This is a genomic window from Geodermatophilus marinus, from assembly GCF_003428645.1.
Classification (GTDB): Bacteria; Actinomycetota; Actinomycetes; order Mycobacteriales; family Geodermatophilaceae; genus Geodermatophilus.
Map to the genome: position 1 here is coordinate 80,074 of NZ_QVQH01000012.1, position 22,075 is coordinate 102,148.

24 protein-coding genes are annotated in these 22,075 nt (G+C 76.0%); 7 read left to right on the forward strand and 17 right to left on the reverse strand.

Annotation, left to right across the window (positions count from 1 at the left end; all coding sequences use genetic code 11):
• Positions 1-181 precede the first annotated feature (181 nt).
• Positions 182-1,075, reverse strand: coding sequence for a diacylglycerol/lipid kinase family protein (locus D0Z06_RS14560; RefSeq protein WP_117378155.1), 894 nt, complete (start codon positions 1,073-1,075; stop codon positions 182-184).
• A gap of 7 nt (positions 1,076-1,082) precedes the next feature.
• Entirely contained in the window at positions 1,083-1,670 is a 588-nt protein-coding gene (locus D0Z06_RS14565) for a helix-turn-helix domain-containing protein (RefSeq protein ID WP_117378156.1), read from the reverse strand.
• Positions 1,671-1,736: 66 nt separating this feature from the next.
• Between D0Z06_RS14565 and D0Z06_RS14570 the strand changes: the two genes are divergently transcribed.
• From D0Z06_RS14570 to D0Z06_RS14580, 3 genes are all read left to right on the forward strand, one after another.
• Complete coding sequence (locus tag D0Z06_RS14570) at positions 1,737-2,723, forward strand: NAD(P)/FAD-dependent oxidoreductase (protein ID WP_117378234.1); 987 nt, start codon at positions 1,737-1,739, stop codon at positions 2,721-2,723.
• Positions 2,724-2,815: 92 nt separating this feature from the next.
• A complete protein-coding gene (locus D0Z06_RS14575; RefSeq protein WP_117378236.1) occupies positions 2,816-3,265 on the forward strand; it encodes a helix-turn-helix transcriptional regulator in 450 nt (149 codons plus the stop codon).
• Positions 3,266-3,270: 5 nt separating this feature from the next.
• On the forward strand, positions 3,271-3,681 hold the full coding sequence (locus D0Z06_RS14580; RefSeq protein WP_117378238.1) for a VOC family protein: 411 nt from the start codon (positions 3,271-3,273) through the stop codon (positions 3,679-3,681).
• 52 nt (positions 3,682-3,733) lie between these two features.
• On the opposite strand, the gene tatC is transcribed toward D0Z06_RS14580, so the two are convergent.
• From tatC to D0Z06_RS14605, 5 genes are all read right to left on the reverse strand, one after another.
• Entirely contained in the window at positions 3,734-4,696 is a 963-nt protein-coding gene (tatC, locus tag D0Z06_RS14585) for a twin-arginine translocase subunit TatC (RefSeq protein ID WP_233517688.1), read from the reverse strand.
• A 16-nt stretch (positions 4,697-4,712) separates the two neighbouring features.
• Entirely contained in the window at positions 4,713-5,033 is a 321-nt protein-coding gene (gene tatA / locus D0Z06_RS14590) for a Sec-independent protein translocase subunit TatA (RefSeq protein WP_117378157.1), read from the reverse strand.
• An 85-nt stretch (positions 5,034-5,118) separates the two neighbouring features.
• On the reverse strand, positions 5,119-5,313 hold the full coding sequence (locus D0Z06_RS25415; RefSeq protein WP_158579994.1) for a hypothetical protein: 195 nt from the start codon (positions 5,311-5,313) through the stop codon (positions 5,119-5,121).
• A gap of 10 nt (positions 5,314-5,323) precedes the next feature.
• The gene (locus tag D0Z06_RS14600; protein ID WP_117378159.1) at positions 5,324-6,319 is read right to left on the reverse strand and encodes a helix-turn-helix transcriptional regulator; all 996 of its coding nucleotides are present in this window, start codon (positions 6,317-6,319) and stop codon (positions 5,324-5,326) included.
• Positions 6,316-7,317: a helix-turn-helix transcriptional regulator gene (locus tag D0Z06_RS14605; protein WP_117378160.1), complete on the reverse strand. Its 1,002-nt coding sequence runs from the start codon at positions 7,315-7,317 to the stop codon at positions 6,316-6,318. Before D0Z06_RS14605 ends, D0Z06_RS14600 begins: the two co-directional genes overlap by 4 nt.
• A 139-nt stretch (positions 7,318-7,456) precedes the next feature.
• Between D0Z06_RS14605 and D0Z06_RS14615 the strand changes: the two genes are divergently transcribed.
• Entirely contained in the window at positions 7,457-8,551 is a 1,095-nt protein-coding gene (locus D0Z06_RS14615; protein WP_199522324.1) for a DUF3866 family protein, read from the forward strand.
• 833 nt (positions 8,552-9,384) lie between these two features.
• Here the strand turns inward: D0Z06_RS14615 and pafA are convergent.
• The 9 genes from pafA to D0Z06_RS14665 all read right to left on the reverse strand — a co-directional run bounded on the left by pafA (position 9,385) and on the right by D0Z06_RS14665 (position 18,439).
• Entirely contained in the window at positions 9,385-10,743 is a 1,359-nt protein-coding gene (pafA, locus tag D0Z06_RS14625; RefSeq protein WP_117378163.1) for a Pup--protein ligase, read from the reverse strand.
• A gap of 94 nt (positions 10,744-10,837) precedes the next feature.
• Positions 10,838-11,188 (reverse strand): hypothetical protein, encoded by a 351-nt coding sequence (locus D0Z06_RS14630; RefSeq protein ID WP_117378164.1) that lies wholly within the window; start codon positions 11,186-11,188, stop codon positions 10,838-10,840.
• Positions 11,189-11,229: 41 nt separating this feature from the next.
• Positions 11,230-12,090, reverse strand: a complete 861-nt coding sequence (prcA, locus tag D0Z06_RS14635) for a proteasome subunit alpha (protein ID WP_233517694.1) — start codon at positions 12,088-12,090, stop codon at positions 11,230-11,232.
• An 11-nt stretch (positions 12,091-12,101) separates the two neighbouring features.
• Positions 12,102-12,944 carry a proteasome subunit beta gene (gene prcB, locus D0Z06_RS14640; RefSeq protein WP_117378166.1) on the reverse strand — a complete coding sequence of 281 codons (843 nt, stop codon included), beginning with the start codon at positions 12,942-12,944 and terminating at the stop codon, positions 12,102-12,104.
• Complete coding sequence (locus D0Z06_RS27150; protein ID WP_117378167.1) at positions 12,941-13,642, reverse strand: endonuclease domain-containing protein; 702 nt, start codon at positions 13,640-13,642, stop codon at positions 12,941-12,943. The genes prcB and D0Z06_RS27150 overlap by 4 nt, the downstream gene beginning before the upstream one ends.
• A 17-nt stretch (positions 13,643-13,659) precedes the next feature.
• A complete protein-coding gene (locus D0Z06_RS14650; RefSeq protein WP_117378168.1) occupies positions 13,660-13,869 on the reverse strand; it encodes a ubiquitin-like protein Pup in 210 nt (69 codons plus the stop codon).
• 105 nt (positions 13,870-13,974) lie between these two features.
• Positions 13,975-15,480: a depupylase/deamidase Dop gene (dop, locus tag D0Z06_RS14655; protein ID WP_117378169.1), complete on the reverse strand. Its 1,506-nt coding sequence runs from the start codon at positions 15,478-15,480 to the stop codon at positions 13,975-13,977.
• A 146-nt stretch (positions 15,481-15,626) separates the two neighbouring features.
• Positions 15,627-17,396, reverse strand: a complete 1,770-nt coding sequence (gene arc / locus D0Z06_RS14660; RefSeq protein ID WP_117378170.1) for a proteasome ATPase — start codon at positions 17,394-17,396, stop codon at positions 15,627-15,629.
• 128 nt (positions 17,397-17,524) lie between these two features.
• On the reverse strand, positions 17,525-18,439 hold the full coding sequence (locus tag D0Z06_RS14665; protein WP_304999759.1) for a tRNA (adenine-N1)-methyltransferase: 915 nt from the start codon (positions 18,437-18,439) through the stop codon (positions 17,525-17,527).
• A gap of 80 nt (positions 18,440-18,519) precedes the next feature.
• On the opposite strand from D0Z06_RS14665, the gene D0Z06_RS14670 reads away from it, so the two are divergent.
• From D0Z06_RS14670 to D0Z06_RS14680, 3 genes are all read left to right on the forward strand, one after another.
• The gene (locus D0Z06_RS14670; RefSeq protein WP_117378171.1) at positions 18,520-19,497 is read left to right on the forward strand and encodes a RecB family exonuclease; all 978 of its coding nucleotides are present in this window, start codon (positions 18,520-18,522) and stop codon (positions 19,495-19,497) included.
• A 38-nt stretch (positions 19,498-19,535) separates the two neighbouring features.
• Positions 19,536-20,012: a hypothetical protein gene (locus tag D0Z06_RS14675; RefSeq protein ID WP_117378172.1), complete on the forward strand. Its 477-nt coding sequence runs from the start codon at positions 19,536-19,538 to the stop codon at positions 20,010-20,012.
• Positions 20,013-20,144: 132 nt separating this feature from the next.
• Positions 20,145-21,329, forward strand: a complete 1,185-nt coding sequence (locus tag D0Z06_RS14680) for an amidohydrolase family protein (RefSeq protein WP_117378173.1) — start codon at positions 20,145-20,147, stop codon at positions 21,327-21,329.
• A 23-nt stretch (positions 21,330-21,352) separates the two neighbouring features.
• Here the strand turns inward: D0Z06_RS14680 and D0Z06_RS14685 are convergent, their stop codons facing one another.
• Complete coding sequence (locus D0Z06_RS14685; protein WP_233517689.1) at positions 21,353-22,042, reverse strand: HAD family hydrolase; 690 nt, start codon at positions 22,040-22,042, stop codon at positions 21,353-21,355.
• Between the last annotated feature and the right edge of the window lie 33 nt (positions 22,043-22,075).

Consider the following 22,075-nt stretch of genomic DNA (forward strand, 5'->3'; position numbering starts at 1 on the left):
CCGGCGCGTCCGACTCATGTCGGCGTCAATGTTGGGGATAACGGTACTGTTGGCCGCCGATGACCAGGTGGGATCACCGTTGCCGGTCCTGGCTCACCACCGATGGTGAGCCAGGACCGGCAACGGTGATCCCACCTGATCCCCGGGACGGGCGGCCGGCGTCCCCGGGACGGGCGGCCGGTCAGACGCCCGCGCCCACCACCCGCAGCGCCCCCGGCACGCACTCGGCGGTCACCGGCAGTGCGCCCACCGGCTCCCCGTCGGCCCAGGCGGCCAGGCCCGGCTCCCCCGCCAGCCCGACCCGCGCGACCCGGTGGACGGTCACCGCCGGGTGGGTCAGGTGCGCTCCCGCCGCCAGCCGCGGGCGGGTGCGCACGAGCTCGCGGCGGCTGACCGGCCCGACCACGGTGACGTCGAGCAGCCCGTCGCCGCAGTCCGCGCCGGGGCACACCGGCAGGCCGCCGCCGTACCAGGCGGTGTTGCCCACCGCGACGAGGGTGACCGGCAGCGTGCGCGGCCGGCCGTCGAGCTCCAGGGTCACCTCGCGGGGGCGCAGCCGGGCCAGCTCGGCCAGGACGGCGAGGTCGTAGCGGCGCGGCCCCCGCGGCCAGCGCAGCCGGTCGGCCCGCTCGGTGACCGCCGCGTCGAACCCGCAGCACAGCACGGTCGCCCACCAGCGGCCGCCGGCCCGCCCGGCGTCCACGGTGCGGCTGCGCCCGGCGCGCAGGTCACCGGCGGCGGCCCGGGCCGCCGCGACGGGGTCGGCCGGCAGCCCCAGCGCGCGGGCCAGGTCGTTGCCGGTCCCGGCCGGGACGACGGCCAGGGGCGTGGGGGTCCCCGCCACCGCCTGGAGGGCGGCGTGGGCGGCGCCGTCCCCGCCGACGGCGACCACGGCGGCCGCGCCGGCGGCGACGGCGGCGGCCGCCTCGGCCTCGGCGCGGGCCCGGGTGGCGGCCGGCAGGACCCGCGGGGCCAGCCCGGCGCGCCCCAGGGCGGCGAGCACGTCCGCGGTCACCGCCCGGGCCCGGCCCCGGCCCGCCACGGGCGGCACGAGGACGGCGACCTCGGCGCTCATCCGGCGCTCACCGGCCGCGGGCGGCCGGCCGGGCGCGCAGGTGCGCCCGCTCGCCCTGCCGGCCGAAGAGGCTGAGGAACTCCACCGCGCGCCCGTCGGCGGCGCCGAACCAGTGCGGCACCCGGGTGTCGAACTCGGCGGCCTCGCCGGGCCGGAGCACCAGGTCGTGCTCCCCCAGCACCAGCCTCAGGCGGCCGTCGAGGACGTAGACCCACTCGTAGCCCTCGTGGGTCTGCGGGTCGGGCTCGCGCCGGTCCCCGGCCGCGATGACCAGCTTGTAGGCCTGGATGCCCCCGGCCCGGCGGGTCAGCGGCAGCATCGTCATGCCGTGCCGGGTGACCGGCTGCAGGTGCACCCGCGGGTCACCGGTCGGCGGGGCCCCGACCAGCTCGTCGAGGGTGACCCCGTGCTCCCGGGCCAGCGGCAGCAGGAGCTCCAGCGTGGGCCGCCGGGCCCCGGACTCCAGCCGCGACAGGGTGCTCACCGAGATGCCGGTGGCGGCCGAGAGGTCGGCGAGGGTGGTCTCCCGGCGCCTGCGCAGCGCCCGCAGCCGGGGGCCGGCCGCCGCCAGGGTCTGCTCGAGGTCGTCGTCCACCGGCCCAGCTTGCCATTACCGCAAGGACGTTTGCCAGTGGGTCCGCCTGGGTGCACCGTGGCCGGCATGAGCGCACAGGAGCAGCAGGACTGGGACGTCGTGGTGGTCGGCGGCGGCGCCGCCGGGTTGAGCGGGGCGCTGGTGCTCGCCCGGTCGCGCCGGTCGGTGCTGGTGGTCGACGCGGGCGACCCGCGCAACGCACCCGCCGCGGGGGTGCACGGGTTCCTGACCCGCGACGGCGTGCCGCCGGCCGAGCTGCTGGAACGGGGCCGGGCCGAGGTCCGCGGCTACGGCGGCTCCGTCCTCCGCGGCGAGGTCACCGGGGTGACCCGGGACGACGGCGCGCTGGTGGTGTCCCTGGCCGGCGGCCGGGTGCTGCGGGCCCGGCGGCTGCTGGTCGCCACCGGCCTGGCCGACGAGCTGCCCGACGTCCCCGGCCTGCGGGAGCGGTGGGGGCACGACGTGCTGCACTGCCCCTACTGCCACGGGTGGGAGGTCCGCGACCGGGCGATCGGCGTGCTGGCCTCCGGGCCGATGTCGGTGCACCAGGCGCTGCTGTTCCGGCAGCTGTCCGCCGACGTCACCTACCTGGCCCACACCCGGCCGCCGGAGGACGCGGAGGCCGAGCAGCTGGCCGCCCGCGGGATCCGGGTGGTGACGGGCGCGGTGGCCGGCGTCGACGTCGAGGACGACCGCCTGGCCGGCGTCGACCTGGCCGACGGCACGCGGGTGCCGCTCGAGGCCCTGGCGGTGGCCACGAGGATGCGGGCCCGCGCCGCGTTCCTCGCCGGTCTCGGGCTGCACCCGGTCCCCCACCCCGCCGGGGTGGGCGAGCACCTGCCCGCGGACCCGTTCGGCCGCACCGACGTCCCCGGCGTGTGGGTGGCCGGCAACGTGACCGACCTGGCCGCGCAGGTCGGCGCGGCGGCCGCCGCCGGCGCCATGGCCGCCGCGCAGATCAACGCCGACCTCGTCACCGAGGAGACCGGCGCCGCGGTGGCCGCGCACCGGGCCGCGTCCCCGGCGGCGCCGGCGGCCGCCGGCGCCCGGTGACGGCCGCCGACCGCTGGTCCCGCGGCGAGCCGGGGCCCGGTCCCCCGCCGTGGGGCTCGACCGCCGGCCCCGCGGCGGGCACCATCCACCGCGTGACCAGCACACCGGCCGCGGCGCAGCACCTGCGCGACCTCGCGCGGCTGCGCCGCGTGCGCGACCGGATCGACCGGGAGTACGCCCAGCCGCTGGACGTCGAGGCGCTCGCCCGCGGCGTGCACATGTCGGCCGGGCACCTCAGCCGCCGGTTCCGGCTGGCCTACGGGGAGCCGCCGTACGCCTACCTCATGACGCGGCGCATCGAGCGCGCCATGACGCTGCTGCGGCGCGGCGACCTCAGCGTCACCGAGGTCTGCTTCGCGGTCGGCTGCTCCTCGCCGGGCACCTTCAGCACCCGCTTCACCGAGCTGGTCGGGGTGCCGCCCAGCACCTACCGGCAGCGGGCGGCGCGCGCCACGGCCGGGATCCCCTCCTGCGTGGCCCGGCAGGTGACCCGACCGGTCAGGAATCGAGAAGCCCGGACCGCCGAGCCGTCCCTAGCGTGACCGCCATGGACGTCACCATCCACTACGCGTTCCTGCCCCACGACGACCCGGAGGCCGCCCTGGCCTTCTACCGCGACATCCTCGGCTTCGCCGTCCGCAACGACGTCGGCTACGAGGGGATGCGCTGGATCACGGTCGGCTCCCCCGACCAGCCGGGCACCTCCCTCGTCCTGCACCCGCCGGCCGCCGACCCCGGCATCACCGACGAGGAGCGGCGCACCATCGCCGAGATGATGGCCAAGGGCACCTACGCCTCGATCGTGCTGGCCACCAAGGACCTCGACGGCGCCTTCGACCAGCTGCAGGCCGCCGGCGCCGAGGTGGTGCAGGAGCCGACCGAGCAGCCCTACGGGGTCCGGGACTGCGCCGTCCGCGACCCCGCCGGGAACATGGTCCGCATCCAGGAACTGCGCTGAGCGCCCGGCCGGGCGCTCCGCCGGCACGGGCGGCGGGGCGCGCCCGCGGCCGTCAGCGGCGGGACGGCGCGGGCCGGCCCCCGGCCGGCTCGTCCTCGCGGCGCAGCCCCGCGTCGAGGTCCGGGGGCGGCGCGTCCAGCTCGGACGGGACGGCGTCCAGGGGCGAGGCCTCGTCGTCGGACAGCCCGTGGAAGTGCTCGACGGCCGCCCGCTTCGCCCGCCGCCGGTCGACCACCCGGGCCAGCTGGATGGCCAGCTCGAACAGCACGATCATCGGCCCGGCCATGAGCAGCATGGTGAACGGGTCCTGGGTCGGGGTGACGAACGCGGCGAACACGACGGTGAGGAAGAAGATCCACCGCCGGCTCCGCGCCAGCACCTCGTGCGACAGCACCCCGACCAGGTTGAGCGCGACGGCGACCAGCGGCACCTCGAAGCTGACCCCGAAGGCGACCAGCAGGGCGAGCACGAACCCGATGTAGTCCTGCGCGGTCAGCGCGACGACCACCCCGTCGCCGGCCAGCGAGAGAAGCAGCTCCAGCCCCGCCGACAGCGACACGTAGGCCAGCACCGCCCCCAGGGCGAACAGCAGCGTGGACACCACCACGAAGGTGACGCCGTAGCGCTTCTCGTTGCGCTTGAGCCCGGGGGTGATGAACGCCCACAGCTGGTAGAGCCACACCGGCGCCGAGAGCACCGCACCGGCCAGGAAGCTGACCTTCAGCCGGATGAACACCCCGCCGAACACGTCGGTGATCAGCAGCCCGCAGCCGCCGGCGGCGTCCCCGCCGTAGCGCAGGTCGGCCGGCAGCCCGCAGTAGGGCGCGCGGATGAACTCCCCCAACCCGTGCCCGTACCACCAGAACGCCACCGCCGTGGCCACCAGCAGCGCGAGCAGCGCCGTGGCGATCCGGTTGCGCAGCTCGGTCAGGTGCGCGATGAGCGTCATGGTCGCCGCCGGGTCCCGCCGGCGACGCCGGCGCAGCAGGGACCGGCGCGAGGGGGTGGCGCTCATCGGGTGCGGGCGGGGGTCAGCGGGAGCTGTCGGGAGCCCCGGCCTGCCCGGCGGCGCGGGCCCGGAGCTCGGCCGCGCGTGCCTCGGCGGCCCGCGCCTCGGCCTCGAGCCGCTCGCCCTCCGACGGGGCGGCCGGCAGCACCTGACCGCGCACGGGGGTCGTGCGGGCGGCGTCCCGGGTGCGGACGTCGTCGTCCTTCATGCCCTTCATCTCGCCCTTGAAGATGCGCAGCGAGCGGCCCAGCGAGCGGGAGGCGTCGGGCAGCTTCTTGTAACCGAAGAGCAGCAGGACGGCCAGGATGATCAGGCCGATCTCCAGCGGGCCGAGTCCGGCCATGACGTCCTCCAGGGGTGCGGTGGCGGTTCGATGCTACGTCGCGTGCCGGTGCCTGCCTGCCCCCCAAGTGCGGGGGGCGCCCACGTCAGGGTGAACTCCGGGTGTCCGCGGCCCGGGCCGCGGCGGCCTGCACCTCGGCGAGCACCGGGCGCAGCTCGGCCTGGAACCCGCGGACCTCGCGGTCGAGGCGGCGCAGCGCACCGACGGTGCCGTGGACGACGGCGCCCACCACCACGGCGGCCAGCACGACGACGGCGGTCCACACCACGAGCAGCAGCACGGCGCCGACCCTAACCGCCGCGGCCGGGCGCCGGCCGCGCGCCCGCGGCGTACCGGTCCAGCGCCGCGCGGGCGTCGTCGGCCACGGCCCGGGCCAGCTCGGCGGGCGCGTCGACGGTGGCCGCCCCGCCCAGGGAGGCGACCAGCCGGCGGGCCCAGGCAAGGTCGTGCGTGCGGAGGACGACGACCAGGCCGCCGGGCGGGTCGTCGACCTCCCGTACCTCCTCGACCGGGTAGTACTCGGCCACCCAGCGGGCCCACCGGGCCAGCCGCAGCCGCACCACCGGCGCGCCGGGCTCGGGCTGGTACAGACCGGCCTCCACGTCGCGCGGCGCCGCCTGCGGCGGTGGCGCGGCCGGCTCGTCGAGCACCTGCACGTCGTCGATGCGGTCGAGCCGGAACAGCCGCACCCCGGCCACCTCGCGCGACCACGCCTCGAGGTACCAGCGGCCGTCGACCAGCAGCAGCCGCATCGGGTCGACGGTGCGCTCCGTGCGCTCGTCGCGGGTGGGCACGTAGTAGTGCAGGTGCAGCGCCCGGCGGCGCTCGAGGGCGTCGCGGACCACGGCCAGGGCCTGCTCGCGGGCGTCGACCGAGAGGGCGACCGGGCTGACCCGCTCCCCGGCGTGCCCAGCGACCGCCGACACCTTCGCCAGCGCCCGGCTGACCGCCTCCCGCTCGGCCAGGCCGGGCAGCTCCAGGAGCGTGCGCAGCGCCACCACGAGCGCGACCGCCTCGTCGGTGGTGAGCCGCAGCGGGCGGACCATGCCCGCGGTGAAGGTGACCCGCACCCGGTCGCCCTCGAAGGACAGGTCGATGAGGTCGCCCGGGCCGTACCCGGGCAGGCCGCACATCCACAGCAGCTCGAGGTCGCGGCGCAGCTGCCGCTCCGGGACGCCGAAGTCGCGGGCGGCCTCGGCCAGCGGCACCCCTTCGGGGTGGGCCGTGAGGTACGGGACCAGCGTGAGCAGCCGGGTCATCCGCTCGTTGGTACCGGCCGTGGTCATGCCATCGTCGCCAGCCGGGTCAGCCGCTCGATGACCGCGTCGCGCACCGCGGCCGGGGCCTCCACCAGCACGTCGGGCCCGAGCGCGGCCAGCTGGTCGGCCAACCGCATCGGCTCGGTGGTGCGCAGCTCGAGCCGGTCCCAGGGCTCCCCGCCGTTCCCGGTGCCGCCCGCCGCGCGGTCGGCCGCGGCCCCCAGCGGGGTCGCGTGCCGGCGCAGGCCGACCGCGGTGCCCGGCCGGGCGCGGACGACGACCGTCTGCTCGGCGCCGCCGAACTGGCCGGCCACCATCGCCGCGAGGTCGACGTCGGCCGGCGGCTCGAAGGCGCCGGCCGGCCCGGCGGCCCGCGGCGTGCCGACCACCCGGGAGAGGCGGAACGACCGGCGCTCCTGCCGGTCGAGGTCGAACCCGACGAGGTACCAGCGGCCGTGCCAGGCGACCACCCCCCACGGCTGGACGTGCCGGCGGGCCGGCTCCTGCTCGTCGGGGCGGCGGTAGTCGAACTCCAGCGCCCGGCGGTCGCGGGCGGCGGCGTAGCAGGCCTCGAAGGCGGGCTCGTCGGAGTCCAGCCGCGGCTGCAGCGGCAGGCCCCGGCCGGTGTCGACCTCCACGCCGGCGGCCTTGAGCTTGACCAGCGCGCTGTGCGCCGCACCGGCCAGCTGCGCGGACTCCCACAGCCGCAGGGCCAGCCCGACCGCGGCGGCCTCCTCGCCGGTGAGGGTGATCTCGGGCAGCTCGTAGTCGGCGCGGGCGATGCGGTAGCCGTCCTCGGTGTCGAAGACGCTGGTGCGGCCGGTCTCCAGCGGCACCCCCATCTCCCGCAGCTCGGCCTTGTCCCGCTCGAACATCCGCTTGAACGCCTCGTCGGCGCGGGCGGTGCCGTCGTCGGGCTCGTAGCCGGGGACGGTGGCGCGGATGCGCGCGGCGGTCACGTACTGGCGGGTCCCGAGCAGGGCGATGACCAGGTTGACCAGCCGCTCCGCCCGCTTCGCCGACACGGCGCACAGGCTAGTCGCCGACGCCCCGGCCGGTCGCCCGGAATCCGGCCCCCGGCCGACGGCCGCGGCGGCCGCCCCGGCGGCGGCCCCGGGACCGGCCGCGGAACCGGCGCCCCGACGGCCTGGCTAGCCTGCCCGCGTGGGGGACGACAGCACGACACCGCACCGCATCCGCTGGCGCCGCGGCACCGTCACCGCCCGGGGGCGGGCCTGGCGGGACGCCCAGGAGCTGACCGTGGAGGTCCCGGGCGACGGCGAGCTGCGGGCGCTGGCCCACCCCTCGCTGGTCGGCACGCCCGAGGTCGGCGACACCGTGCTGCTCAACACCACCGCCTGGGCGCAGCGGCTGGGCACCGGCGGGTACGCCCTGGTCGTCGCCGTCCCCGACCGGCTGCCGCCGGACCCGGCCGGTCCCGGCCACCTGGTCAAGGCCCGGTACACCCCGCTGCAGGTGAGCGTGCAGGGCGTCGACGAGCAGGACACCGAGCACCACCGGACGATCGCCGACGCCGAGGACCTCGGCGGCATGCCGGTGGTGGTCGCCGACCTGCACTCGGCGCTGCCGGCGGCCCTCATCGGCGTGCTGGCCACCGACCCGGACCTGCGGGTCGCCTACGTGATGACCGACGGCGGGGCGCTGGTCGCCGGCTTCTCCCGCACCCTGTCGGCGCTGGCGCCGTCCCTGGCCGGGGTGGTCACCGTCGGCCAGGCCTTCGGCGGGGACCTGGAGGCGGTCACCCTGCACACCGGCCTGCTGGCCGCCCGGCACGTGCTCGGCGCGGACGTGGCGATCGTCAGCCAGGGCCCGGGCAACCTGGGCACCGGGACGTCGTGGGGCTTCTCCGGGGTGGCCGCCGGCGAGGCGTGCAACGCGGTGAGCACCCTCGGCGGGCAGCCGATCGGGGCGCTGCGGATCTCCGACGCCGACCCGCGTCCCCGCCACCGGGGCGTCTCCCACCACTCGCTGACCGCGTTCGGCAGGGTGGCGCTCGGCGGGGTGACGCTGGTGGCCCCCCGCGGCCTCGGCTCGGAACTCGGCGGCCAGGTGGAGGAGGACCTCGCCGGCCAGCCGGAGCGCAACCCGGTGGTGTGGGTGGACGTCGACGGCCTGGAGGCGGCGCTGGGTCTCTCCCCCGTGCCGCTGTCCACGATGGGCCGCGGCTACGACGAGGAGCGGCCGTACTTCCTGGCCGCGGCCGCCGCCGGCCGCTACGCCGCGCTGCGCGTGCCCTGACACGGCGGTCCTCCGGACCGCACCGCGGCCAGGTGCCGTCCCCCGGCCGCGCCGAGCCGCTCACCCCGGCCCTCCTCGCGGAGACCTCCGGCCCCACTCGTCGCACCGACCACCGCGGCCAGGTGCCGTCCCCCGGCCGCGCCGAGCCGCTCACCCCGGCCCTCCTCGCGGAGACCTCCGGCCCCACTCGTCGCACCGACCACCGCGGCCAGGTGCCGTCCCCCGGCCGCGCCGAGCCGCTCACCCCGGCCCTCCTCGCGGAGACCTCCGGCCCCACTCGTCGCACCGACCACCGCGGCCAGGTGCCGTCCCCCGGCCGCGCCGAGCCACTCACCCCGGCCCTCCTCGCGGAGACCTCCGGCCCCACTCGTCGCACCGACCACCGCGGCCAGGTGCCGTCCCCCGGCCGCGCCGAGCCACTCACCCCGGCCCTCCTCGCGGAGACCTCCGGCCCCACTCGTCGCACCGACCACCGCGGCCAGGTGCCGTCCCCCGGCCGCGCCGAGCCACTCACCCCGGCCCTCCTCGCGGAGACCTCCGGCCCCACTCGTCGCACCGACCACCGCGGCCAGGTGCCGTCCCCCGGCCGCGCCGAGCCACTCACCCCGGCCCTCCTCGCGGAGACCTCCGGCCCCACTCGTCGCACCGACCACCGCGGCCAGGTGCCGTCCCCCGGCCGCGCCGAGCCACTCACCCCGGCCCTCCTCGCGGAGACCTCCGGCCCCACTCGTCGCACCGACCACCGCGGCCAGGTGCCGTCCCCCGGCCGCGCCGAGCCACTCACCCCGGCCCTCCTCGCGGAGACCTCCGGCCCCACTCGTCGGGCCGACGGCTCACATGCTGGCGATGAGCTTGTCGACGCGCTCGTCGACGGCCTTGAACGGGTCCTTGCACAGCACCGTGCGCTGGGCCTGGTCGTTGAGCTTGAGGTGCACCCAGTCGACGGTGAAGTCGCGGCGCTTCTCCTGCGCCCGGCGGATGAACTCCCCGCGCAGCCGGGCGCGGGTGGTCTGCGGCGGCACGTTCTTGGCCTCGAACACCCGGGGCTCGTGCGCCACCCGGTCGACCTGGTGGTTGCGCTCGAGCAGGTAGTACAGCCCGCGGGTGCGGCTGATGTCGTGGTACGCGAGGTCCATCTGGGCGATGCGAGGGTGGGAGAGCGGGAGGTCCCGCTTGGCCCGGTAGCGCTCGATGAGCTGGTACTTGGTGGCCCAGTCGACCTCCCGGTCGATGAGCGACAGGTCGCCGGTGTCGACGGCCTTGAGCACCCGCCCCCACAGCTCCAGCATCTGCCGGTGCACCGGGCCGAAGCCCTCCCGGTCGACGAACTCCGCGGCCCGGGAGTGGTACTCGGCCTGGATCTCCAGCGCCGACATCTCCCGCCCGCTGGCCAGCCGGACCTTGCGGCGGCCGGTCATGTCGTGGCTGATCTCGCGGATGGCGCGGATCGGGTTCTCCAGCGTCATGTCCTTGACCGGCACCCCGGCCTCGATCATCCGCAGCACCAGGTCGGTGATCGCGACCTTGAGCAGGGTCGTCGTCTCGTTCATGTTCGAGTCGCCGACGATGACGTGCAGCCGGCGGTAGCGCTCGGCGTCGGCGTGCGGCTCGTCGCGGGTGTTGATGATCGGCCGGGAGCGGGTGGTGGCCGAGGAGACGCCCTCCCAGATGTGCTCGGCGCGCTGGCTGACGCAGTAGATCGCCCCCCGCGGGGTCTGCAGCACCTTGCCGGCGCCGACGACGATCTGCCGGCTGACGAGGAACGGGATCAGCACCTCGGCCAGCCGGCTGAACTCCCCGTGCCGGCCGACCAGGTAGTTCTCGTGGCAGCCGTAGCTGTTGCCGGCCGAGTCGGTGTTGTTCTTGAACAGGTAGATGTCGCCGGTGACGCCCTCCTCGGCCAGCCGCTGCTCGGCGTCGACGAGCAGGCCCTCGAGGATGCGCTCCCCGGCCTTGTCGTGGACGACGAGTTCGGTGAGGTCGTCGCACTCGGCGGTGGCGTACTCGGGGTGGCTGCCGACGTCGAGGTAGAGCCGGGAGCCGTTGCGCAGGAAGACGTTGGAGCTGCGCCCCCACGACACCACGCGGCGGAACAGGTAGCGGGCCACCTCGTCCGGCGAGAGCCGGCGCTGGCCGCGGAAGGTGCACGTGACGCCGTACTCGGTCTCGATCCCGAAGATCCGTCGTTCCACGGACCGAGCGTAGGCGCCGATGCCGACGGTGGCCCCCTGTCGCGCTGCGGCGCGCCCGGTGGGCGGCCGGTGGCCGGCGACGCCCGGTGGTCCCTCAGCCGCGCCGTTCGTCCAGCCGCTGCAGCAGCTCGTCCACGGCGCGGACGACCTCGTCGTGGTCGTTCTGCGCGGCCCGCTGCTTGCCGTGGACCAGCGCCGCGCGGTTGACGCGGGAGAAGTCGCCGTACGGGAAGGAGTAGCGCTTCTTGGTGTCCTCGGAGGCGTCGGGGTCCACGGCGAGGTGCCAGGACCCGAAGCCGTCCCAGCCGTGCCGCGCGATCTCCTCGTTCGCCTGCTCGGTGGAGGGCGCGGCGTCCGACCACGGCGTGTCGACGTCGACCCGACCGGAGTCGATCAGCTCCCGGGCGCGGGCGACGGCTTCGTCGTTGACGCGGTAGGTGGGCATGTCCTCGGGCTACCCCGTCGCCGGCCGCGCGGCACCCCTGGTCAGCCGCGCGGCGGGTCCTCGTCACCCTCGCTGCCGGCCGTCCCGCCGGTGTCGGGAGCCGCCGGGTCGCCGAGGCCGGCGGGGGTGCCCGGCGCCGGGTGGCTGGGCGCGTGCGCGGCGGTGTGCGGCTCGGGCGCCGGCTCGGCCACGGCCTCCCCGCCGTCGAGCAGCGAGCGCAGCGCGGCGCCGACGACCCGCCGGAAGGCCCGCTGCGGCCGCCGCCGGTCGAGCACGGCCACCTCGAGCTGCTCCGCGGTCAGCTGGGTCGGCGCGCCGTTGCCGCCGGTGGTGGCCGGGCTGACCGTGGACAGCGCCGACACCCCCACCCGCAGCGCGTCGGCCAGGCCCATGCCCGGCAGGAAGTGCTCGCGCAGGTCGGCGCTGACCGCCTCGGCCTGGCCGCCCATGACGACGAAGTCCGGCTCGTCGACGACCGAGCCGTCGAAGGTGAGCCGGAACAGCTGGTCGGCCTCGGGGGTGTCGCCGACCTCGGCGACGCACAGCTCCACCTCGAAGGGCTTCATGTGCTGGGTGAACACCTCGCCGAGGGTCTGCGCGTAGGCGTTGGCGATGACCCGGCCGGTGACGTCGCGCCGGTTGTAGGAGTAGCCGCGGACGTCGGCCAGCCGGACCCCGGCGACCCGGAGGCTCTCGAACTCGCTGTAGCGGCCGACGGCGGCGAAGCCGATGCGGTCGTAGAGCTCGCCGACCTTGTGCAGCGTGGAGCTGGGGTTCTCGGCGATGAACAGCACGCCGTCGGCGTAGGTGAGCACGGCGACGCTGCGGCCGCGGGAGATGCCCTTGCGGGCGTACTCCGAGCGGTCCCGCATGACCTGCTCGGGCGAGGCGTAGTACGGCATGGTCACAGCGATCAGCCCTGCCCCTCGGCGGCGGCCCGCTCGTCGACGATGGTGGCGGCGACGGCGGCGACCTCGTCGTCGGGGAGCCGGACGGCGCCCTCGGCGTCCACCCGGTAGACGATCGGGTACAGCCGCCGGACCGGGTCCGGCCCGCCGGTGGCCGAGTCGTCGTCGGCGGCGTCGTAGAGGGCCTCGACGAGGCCGCGGGTCGCGGCGTCCCGGCCCAGGCCCGCCCGCCAGGTCTTCTTCAGCGAGTTGCGGGCGAACAGCGACCCGGAGCCGACGGTCGCGTAGCCGCGCTCCTCGTAGTTCCCGCCGGTGACGTCGTAGCTGAAGATCCGGCCCGGGGAGGTGCCGGGCGCGGCGTCGAGGTCGTAGCCGGCGAACAGCGGGACGACGGCCAGGCCCTGCAGCGCCGCGCCGAGGTTGCCGCGGATCATCTGCGCCAGCCGGTTGGCCTTGCCGTCGAGGGACAGCGTGAGGCCCTCGATCTTCTCGTAGTGCTCGAGCTCGACCTGGTAGAGCTTCACCATCTCGATCGCGATGCCTGCGGCGCCGGCGATGCCGATCACCGACCAGGCGTCGGCCGGGTAGACCTTCTCGATGTCCCGGCTGGAGATGAGGTTGCCCATGGTGGCCCGGCGGTCGCCGCCCATGAGGACGCCGCCGTCGTAGGTCACCGCGGCGATCGTCGTGCCGTGCGGGGTGAGGTCACCGACGGGCAGCTGCGGGACGGGGCGCCGGCCGGGCAGCAACTCGGGCGTGGTCGCCGCGAGGAAGTCGGTGAACGAGGACCCCACCCGGTCCAGGTAGGCGGGTGAGAACCCGCCCCGGCCAGCTGACGACTCGGTCACCCATCCGCCTCTCTCGCCGGCCGCTGCCGGCGGAACCCGCTCGTGCGCCCCGTTGCCCGGGACCTCGCCTGACGTCGGTGCGACCCTACCGGCGGCCCGTCAGCCGGGCCGGGCGCCTCCGCGAGGGCGAGCCGCTCGGACGCGTGCAGCTCCCGGTGCCCCTGGACGTACAGCGCGGCGGTGTGCAGCAGCGCCGGGTCGTCGCGGAACAGGCCGAGCCCCTGGTTGCACCGCTGGCAGAGCAACCGGCGCGTCCTGCCGGTCGCGTGGTCGTGGTCGAGGTGCTCCGGCCCCGGCTCCCCGCAGATGCCGCACCGGTCACCCTGGGCAGCGCGGAGCTCGTCGAGCTCGGCTCGCGTGAGCCCGTGGACGCGCAGCAGGTATGCAGCGCTGCCTGCCGCGTTGTGGCACGCCTTGCACCGGCTCCCGAATCCAGAGGCGGTCCTCCGGTTGCGGAGGTAGTCGGCGTGCGGCACTGCCTGCTTGCAGGTCGGACACCACCGGTGCCCGGCCGGCACCCACGAGTGGTCGCGGACCTGCTTGCCCTGCTTCTGACGGCTCTGGCGGTACCACCGGCTGTTTCGCTGCCGATTGCAGTCCAGACAGTAGAAGGAAAGACCGTCCTTGAGCGAACGGTTACGACCGAAGGTACCGGTCGGTTTCTCCTCGCCGCACGATGGGCATCGCTTGCTAGTCACGCTAGGTGACTACGCGATCACTCTCCGCCCTTCTGAACGTACGACCGGACGAACTCCTCGCTGTTCTCCTCGAGGACCTCGTCGATCTCGTCGAGGATGGAGTCGATGTCCTCGGACATCTCCTTGTGCCGCTCGGCGACCTCGGTGTCGACCGAGGCCTCGACCTCCTCGGTCTCCTCCCGCGAACGGGTCGCGCGCTGCTGACCGCCGGTGTCCCTCGTGGCCATGGGTGCCTCCGTGTCGTGGCTGGCTGCGTCCGGGGTGACCGCTGCCTGTGGTGCAAGCTACCCGCGCGGGGTGACGAACGGGCGTCGGCGCCGCGGAGGGCGGGGTCAGCCGCCGGTGATCGTGTCGACCAGCTCCTGCGCGGACGAGGTCGACTCGAACAGCGCCCCCACGTGGTCGCGGGTGCCCCGCAGCGGCTCCATGGTCGGGATCCGCACCAGGTTCTCCCGCCCCAGGTCGAAGACCACCGAGTCCCAGGAGGCCGCGGCCACCTGGGCGGGGTAGCGGCGCAGGCACTCGCCGCGGAAGAACGCGCGGGTGTCGGTCGGCGGCCGGGCGACGGCCCGCGCGACCTCCTCGTCGGTGAGCATCCGGGTCATCGACCGGCGCGCCACCAGCCGGTGGTAGAGGCCCTTGTCCGGGCGCACGTCCGAGTACTGCAGGTCGACCAGCTGCAACCGCGAGTCGCCCCAGGCCAGCCCGTCGCGGGAGCGGTAGCCCTCCAGCAGGCGCAGCTTGGCCGGCCAGTCCAGCCGGTCGGCCAGGCGCATCGGGTCCGCGCGCAGGTCGACCAGCACCTCGGCCCACCGGCGCAGCACGTCGGCGGTCTGCTCGTCGGAGGTCCCGGTGCGGTCCACGTGCGCCTGGGCCATCTCCAGGTAGGCCTCCTGGACCTCCAGGGCGGTCATCCGCCGCCCGTCCCGGAGGCGCACCCGGTGGGTCAGCGACGGGTCGTGGCTGATGGCCTGCAGCGCCTCCACCGGCTCCTCGATGGTGAGGTCCTGGGTGAGGGCGCGGGCCTCGATCAGGGCCAGCACCAGCGACGTCGTCCCGACCTTGAGGTAGGTGGACAGCTCCGCCAGGTTCGCGTCGCCGATGATCACGTGCAGCCGGCGGTACTTGTCGGCGTCGGCGTGCGGCTCGTCGCGGGTGTTGATGATCGGCCGCTTGAGGGTGGTCTCCAGCCCCACCTCGACCTCGAAGAAGTCCGCCCGCTGGGAGATCTGGAACCCGTGCGTGCGGCTCTCGGTGCCGATGCCCACCCGCCCGGAGCCGGCGACGACCTGGCGGGTGACGAAGAACGGGATCAGCCCGCGGATGATGTCGAGGAACGGCGTGCGCCGGTCCATCAGGTAGTTCTCGTGCGCCCCGTACGAGGCGCCCTTGCCGTCGGTGTTGTTCTTGTACAGCTGGATCGGGTGCGTGCCCGGGATGCGCGCGGCCCGCCGGGCCGCCTCGGCCATCACGTACTCCCCCGCCTTGTCCCACAGGACGACGTCGCGCGGGTTGGTGACCTCCGGCGTCGAGTACTCCGGGTGGGCGTGGTCGACGTAGAGCCGCGCCCCGTTGGTGAGGATGACGTTGGCCATGCCGGCGTCCTCGTCGAGGTCGGCGTGGTCGAGGGCCTGCGCCGGGGACAGGTCGAAGCCGCGCGCGTCGCGCAGCGGCGACTCCTCCTCGAAGTCCCACCGCGGCCGCCGCGGCGTCGGCGCCTCGGCCACCGCCCAGGCGTTGACCACCTGGCTGGACAGGGTGGTCGGGTTCGCCGAGGGCTGCCCGGGCACCGAGACGCCGTACTCGACCTCGGTGCCCATGACCCGCCGCACGCTCATGGCCCAACCCTAGGCGGCCCGTGCCCGGCACCGGCGGGCGCGGTCACCGAGCGCACCCGGCCCCTCCCGCTCGGCGCACCCCGACGGCCCGGCCGGCGCCCCGGGGGCGCGGACCGGGCCGAGGGCCGGGCGGCTGCGGGAACCGGCTACAGGTACTGGCCGGTGTTGGTCGCGGTGTCGATCGCGCGGCCGGACTCGCTGCCCTTGCCGCTGATGAGCGTGCGGATGTAGACGATCCGCTCGCCCTTCTTGCCCGAGATCCGCGCCCAGTCGTCGGGGTTGGTGGTGTTGGGCAGGTCCTCGTTCTCCTTGAACTCGTCCAGGCACGCCTGCATGAGGTGGCCGACCCGCAGCCCGCCGGCGCCGGTGTCCAGCCGCTCCTTGATGGCCATCTTCTTGGCGCGGTCGACGATGTTCTGCAGCATCGCGCCGGAGTTGAAGTCCTTGAAGTACAGGACCTCCTTGTCCCCGTTGGCGTAGGTCACCTCGAGGAAGCGGTTCTCCTCGCTCTCGGTGTACATCCGCTCGACGGTGCGCTGGATCATCCCGGCGATCGTCGCCTCGCGGCTGCCGCCGTGCTCGGCCAGGTCGTCGGTGTGCAGCGGCAGCGTCGTCGTCAGGTACTTGCTGAAGATGTCCCGGGCCGCCTCGGCGTCCGGCCGCTCGATCTTGATCTTCACGTCGAGCCGGCCGGGCCGCAGGATCGCCGGGTCGATCATGTCCTCGCGGTTGGAGGCGCCGATGACGATGACGTTCTCCAGGCCCTCGACCCCGTCGATCTCGCTGAGCAGCTGCGGCACGATGGTCGACTCCACGTCGGAGGACACGCCCGACCCGCGGGTGCGGAAGATCGAGTCCATCTCGTCGAAGAACACGATCACCGGCGTCCCCTCGCCGGCCTTCTCCCGCGCCCGCTGGAACACCAGCCGGATGTGCCGCTCGGTCTCGCCCACGTACTTGTTGAGCAGCTCCGGGCCCTTGATGTTGAGGAAGTAGGACCGGGCCTGCCCCTCCCCCTTCACCGCGGCGACCTTCTTGGCCAGCGAGTTGGCCACGGCCTTGGCGATCAGCGTCTTGCCGCAGCCGGGCGGGCCGTAGAGCAGGATGCCCTTGGGCGGGCGCAGCTCGAACTCGCGGAACAGGTCGGCGTGCAGGAACGGCAGCTCGACGGCGTCCCGGATCTGCTCGATCTGCCGCGCCAGGCCGCCGATGTCGGAGTAGTCGATGTCGGGGACCTCCTCGAGCACGAGCTCCTCGACCTCGCTCTTGGGGATCCGCTCGTAGACGTAGCCCGAGCGGGTCTCCAGCAGCAGCGAGTCACCGCTGCGCAGCGGCTGGTCGGCCAGCGAGTCGGCGAGGTGCACCACCCGCTCCTCGTCGGTGTGCCCGATCACCAGGGCGCGGGGGGCCTCCCCGGCCACGGGCTCGAGCAGCTCCTTGAGCATCACGACGTCACCGGAGCGCTCGAAGCCGCAGGCCTCGACGACGTTCATCGCCTCGTTGAGCATCACCTCCTGGCCGTGCCGCAGCTCGTCGGGCTCGACCGCCGGGGAGACCGACACCCGCAGCTTGCGGCCGCCGGTGAAGACGTCGACCGTGCCGTCCTCGTACCGGGTCAGGTACACGCCGTACCCCGACGGCGGCTGCCCGAGCCGGTCGATCTCCTCCTTGAGCGCCACCAGCTGCTCGCGCGCCTCGCGCAGCGTGCCGGCCAGCTTGTCGTTGCGTTCCGAGAGGAACGCCGCGCGCCCCTCCGCCTCGGCGAGCCGCTCCTCGAGCGCGCGCACCTGGCGGGGGCTGTCGGCGACCTTGCGACGCAGCAGGCCGATCTCCTCCTCGAGGTAGGAGATCTGGCTGAGCAGCGCGGACACGTCGCGCTCACGTCGCGCTCGGAACTCGTCGGGACCCAGGCCCATCGCGCACCTCCGCACATCGGGGGAGCCAGGAGGCAAATCTATACACGGCCGCTGACGGTGTGCCGGGGGCTCGCGGGCGCCGGGAAACGGCCCGGGTCCGTCCGCGTCGGGGCCTCGGGGAACCCGCCTCAGTGCCGCTGGGCGCGGCGCTGCCGGGTCGGGGCGGTGACCCCCTCGGCCAGCCGGCGGGCGGTCACCAGGAAGGCCGTGTGGGCGACCATCCGGTGCTCCGGGCGCACCGCCAGCCCCACGGCGTGCCAGGGCCGCAGCAGGGTCTCCCAGGCGTGCGGCTCGGTCCACACGCCCTGGGCGCGCAGCGCCTCGACGTAGGTCGACAGCTGCGTGGCGGTGGCCACGTACCCGACGAGGACGCCGCCGGGGCGCAGCGCGGCGGCCACCGCGGGCAGCACCGCCCACGGCTCGAGCATGTCCAGGACGACCCGGTCCACGACCTCCCCGGCCGGGTGGTCGGCGAGGTCACCCAGCCGCAGCGCCCAGTTGCCCGGCACGTCGCCGAAGAACGCGCCGACGTTGGCGCGGGCGACGTCGGCGAAGTCCTCCCGGCGCTCGTAGCTGGTCACCCCGCCGCGCTCCCCCACCGCGCGCAGCAGCGAGCAGGTGAGCGCCCCCGAGCCGGCGCCGGCCTCCAGCACGCGCATGCCGGGCCCGATGTCGCCGAAGGCGACGATCTGGGCGGCGTCCTTGGGGTAGACGACCTGGGCCCCGCGCGGCATGGACAGCACGAAGTCGGCCAGCAGCGGCCGGAACGCCAGGTAGCCGGTGTTGGCCGTCGAGTGGACGACGGAGCCCTCCGGCGCGCCGATGAGGTCGTCGTGGGCGATGGCGCCGCGGTGGGTGTGGAACAGCTTCCCGGGCTCGAGGACGACGGTGTGCAGCCGGCCCTTCGGGTCGGTGAGCTGGACCCGGTCGCCGGCGACGAACGCACCCGGCACCGGGTCCCGCGGGTCCGCACCTCCGGGCGCCGCCGGCGCGTCGGGGTGTCCCGGGGTCCGCTGCTCGGCGCTCTGCTGCTCGACGTCCACGGGCGGCCAGCCTACGAGGGCACCGGGGCGCCCGGCGTGCGCGCTCGGAACTGTCGGCGGACCCGCCTAGCCTCGCGGGCATGACGACGGCGACAGCGCAGGGCTCGGCGCAGGGCTCGGCGCACGGCAGCGCGGTTCCCGGGCGGCCGGCCCCCGCGGCTGCCCCTTCCCCGGACGTGCCCGCCGGCGCGACGGGGCCCGCGGCGCCGCGCCGGCCGGCCCTCTCCCCCAGCCGGGCGGCCGACTTCAAGACCTGCCCGCTGCTGTACCGCTTCCGCGCCATCGACCGGCTGCCGGAGCGCCGCAGCGCCGCGGCCGTGCGGGGCACGCTGGTGCACGCGGTGCTGGAGCGGCTCTACGACCTGCCCGCCGCGCAGCGCACCCCGGAGGCCGCCCGGGCACTGGTGGCCCCGGCCTGGGAGGAGCTGGCCGCCGACCCGGAGGTCGCGGCCCTCGTCACCGCCGAGGGCGCCGAGGGTGCCGGCGAGCCGCTGGAGAGCTGGCTGGCCTCGGCCGGGCGGCTGGTGGAGACCTACTTCACCCTGGAGGACCCGTCCCGCATCGAGCCGCACGGCCGCGAGGAGCTGGTCGAGGTCACCCTGCCCGACGGGCTGCTGCTGCGCGGGTACGTCGACCGGCTGGACGTCGCCCCCAACGGGGCGCTGCGGGTGGTCGACTACAAGACCGGGTCCGTGCCGCGCGAGGCCTTCGAGGCCAAGGCGCTGTTCCAGATGAAGTTCTACGCGCTGGTGCTCTGGCGCACCCGGGGCGTGGTGGCCAGCCAGCTGAAGCTGATCTACCTCGGGGACGGCGACACGCTCACCTACGCACCGGAGGAGGGCGAGCTGGTGCGCTTCGAGCGGACGCTGGCCGCCATCTGGGCCGCGATCGAGCGCGCGGTGGCCACCGGCGACTTCCGGCCCAACCGCACCCGGCTGTGCTCCTGGTGCGACCACCAGGCCCTGTGCCCGTCGTTCGGGGGCACCCCGCCGCCGTTCCCCGCGGAGGCCGCCGCCGCGGCCGGCTGGGCGTCGCTGCCGGTCGTCGAGCGGGACTGAACGAGCCGCCCGCGCGCACCCCGGCCCCGTCGCCCGGCATGCCGCTGGAGGAACTGCCCCCCGTCGACGAGCACTCCCTCGTCGTCGGCGCGCCGCCGCCCGCCGTGTGGACCGGCGTCCTGGAGGTGCTGGGGAGCGCGTTCGGCACCGGCACCTCGCCGGCCCTGGCCCGGCTGCTGGGCTGCGAGCCGTCGGCCACGACGGCGTGGGGCCGGGCGGGCGTGGGCTCCACCGTGCCGGGCTTCCGGGTGGTGGCCGCCCGGCCGCCCCGGTTGCTGGTGCTGGCCGGCCGGCACCGCTTCGCGCGCTACGCCATCGTGGCCCGGGTCGAGCCCTGCGGGAGCGGGTCCCGGCTCGGCCTCGAGACCCGGGCGGCCTTCCCCGGCCTCCGGAGCGCCGCCTACCGGCTGGCCGTGATCGGGACCGGCGGGCACGTGCTGGTCACCCGCCGCCTGCTGCGGCAGGTGGCGCGCGCCGCCGAGCGGGCCGCCGCCGGCCCGGGTGCCGCCGGCTGACCCCGGCCGGTGCCGCGACCGGGCGGAGGCCGCGAGGTCCCGGTCGCGGGCCACGCCCGACCCGCTGGTCCGCGGACCCGGGCGGGAGGACGATGCGGGGGCCGACCCCACCTCGACGCCGGGGAGCTGCCCGTGCACGGGTACCGAGCCGACCGGGCCTTCGACGGCGAGCGGCCGCTCCCCGGCGGCGCGCTGGTGCTCGTCGACGGCGCGACGATCCGGGGCGTGCAGCCGGCCGCCGCCCCGGCGCCCGAGGGCTGCACCGTCACCGACCTGCCCGGGGCCACGCTGCTCCCCGGCCTGGTGGACACCCACGTCCACCTGTGCGCCGACGGCGGCCCGCACGCCCTCGACCAGCTCCCCGACCTGGCGGCCGAGCGGCTCGAGGGGATCGTCACCCGCGCGCTGGCCGGGCAGCTGCGGGCCGGCGTCACCACGGTGCGGGACCTCGGCGACCGCGACTGGGTGGTCGCGGACCGGCCGCGCCGCGCCGCGGGCGCGCCCACCGTCGTCGCCTCCGGCCCGCCGCTGACCGCACCGCGCGGCCACTGCTGGGCGATGGGCGGCGAGGTGAGCGGCGTGCCGGGGCTGCGCCGGGCGGTCCGCGAGCGGGCCGAGCGCGGTGCCGACGTCGTCAAGGTCATGGTGAGCGGCGGGCTGCTCACCCCCGGCACGGACGTCACGGCCTGCCAGTTCTCCCCCGAGGAGGTCCGGGCCGTCGTGGACGAGGCGCACCGGGCCGGCCTGCCGGTCACCGCCCACGCGCACGCCCTGCCCGCGGTCGAGGCGGCGCTGGCGGCCGGCGCCGACGGCATCGAGCACTGCAGCTGCCTGACCGGCGCCGGCGCCCGGGTGCCCGGCGACCTGCCCGCCCGGCTGGCCGCGGCCGGGACGGCGGTCTGCCCCACGCTGGGCCGGCTTCCCGGGATCGAGCCGCCGGCGCACGTGCTGGCGCGCATGGCCGCGTCGGGCACCAGCTACGAGGACCACCTGGTCACCGCGGCGGCGCTGCACCGCGGGGGTGTCGCGCTCCTCGCGGGCACCGACGCCGGCGTCGGGCCGACCAAGCCGCACGGGGGTGTCGCCCTGGCCGTGGGGGAGCTGGTGGCGACGTGCGGCGTCCCGGCGGCCGAGGCGCTGGCCGGGGCCACCGGGCGGGCGGCCGACGCGGTCGGCCTGGGCTCCCGCACCGGGCGGCTGCGCGCCGGCCGGGACGCCGACCTCCTGGCCGTCGACGGTGACCCGCTCACCGACCCGGCGTGCCTGCAGCGCCCCCGGCTGGTCGTGCTGCGGGGCCGGGAGGTCCTCCGGGGCTGAGCGATCGGGCGGGGCAGGCGCGGTCAGGCCGGGCAGCCGGCGGCCTCCCGGCCGGGCAGCAGCGTCCCGAGCTCGGCCAGGTCCACGCCGGCCAGGCTGCCGCGCAGCGTCAGCCCCGGCGCGATGTCCACCGGCTGCAGCGACGGGACGGCGAGCACCGCGGCACCCGCCGCCAGCCCCGCGGCCGCGCCGGAGGGCGAGTCCTCGACGACCACGCACCCGGCCGCGGCGACCCCGAGCGCGGCCATCGCCTGCCGGTAGGGCGCGGGGTGGGGCTTGGTGGCCGGCACCTCGTCGCCGCAGACGGTGACGCCGAACAGCCGGGGGCCGAGGTCGTCGGACATGCGGGCCAGCAGCGGCGCCGCCAGCCGGCGGGGCGTCGTCGTCACCAGGGCCGTCGGGAGCCCGGCGTCGCGGGCCTCGGCGAGCAGGTCCCGCGCCCCCGGCCGCCAGCGCAGCGGGCGGTCCAGCAGGCCGACCATCAGGTCCTCGACCCACACGGTGTCGGCCACCACCCGCGCGGCGTCGGCGTCGAGTCCGAGGTCGGCGTAGAGGATGCCCAGCGCCACCGGCATGCTCGTGCCCACCGTCGCCGCGCGTGCGCCCGCCGACACCTCGCCACCGTGCCGCCGGGCCAGGGCGGCCAGGGCGTCGCCCCAGAGCTCCTCGGTCTCCACCAGCGTGCCGTCCATGTCGAACAGCACCGCCTGCACGGCGCCGGGACAGCCCTGCTGCAGAGCCCCGCC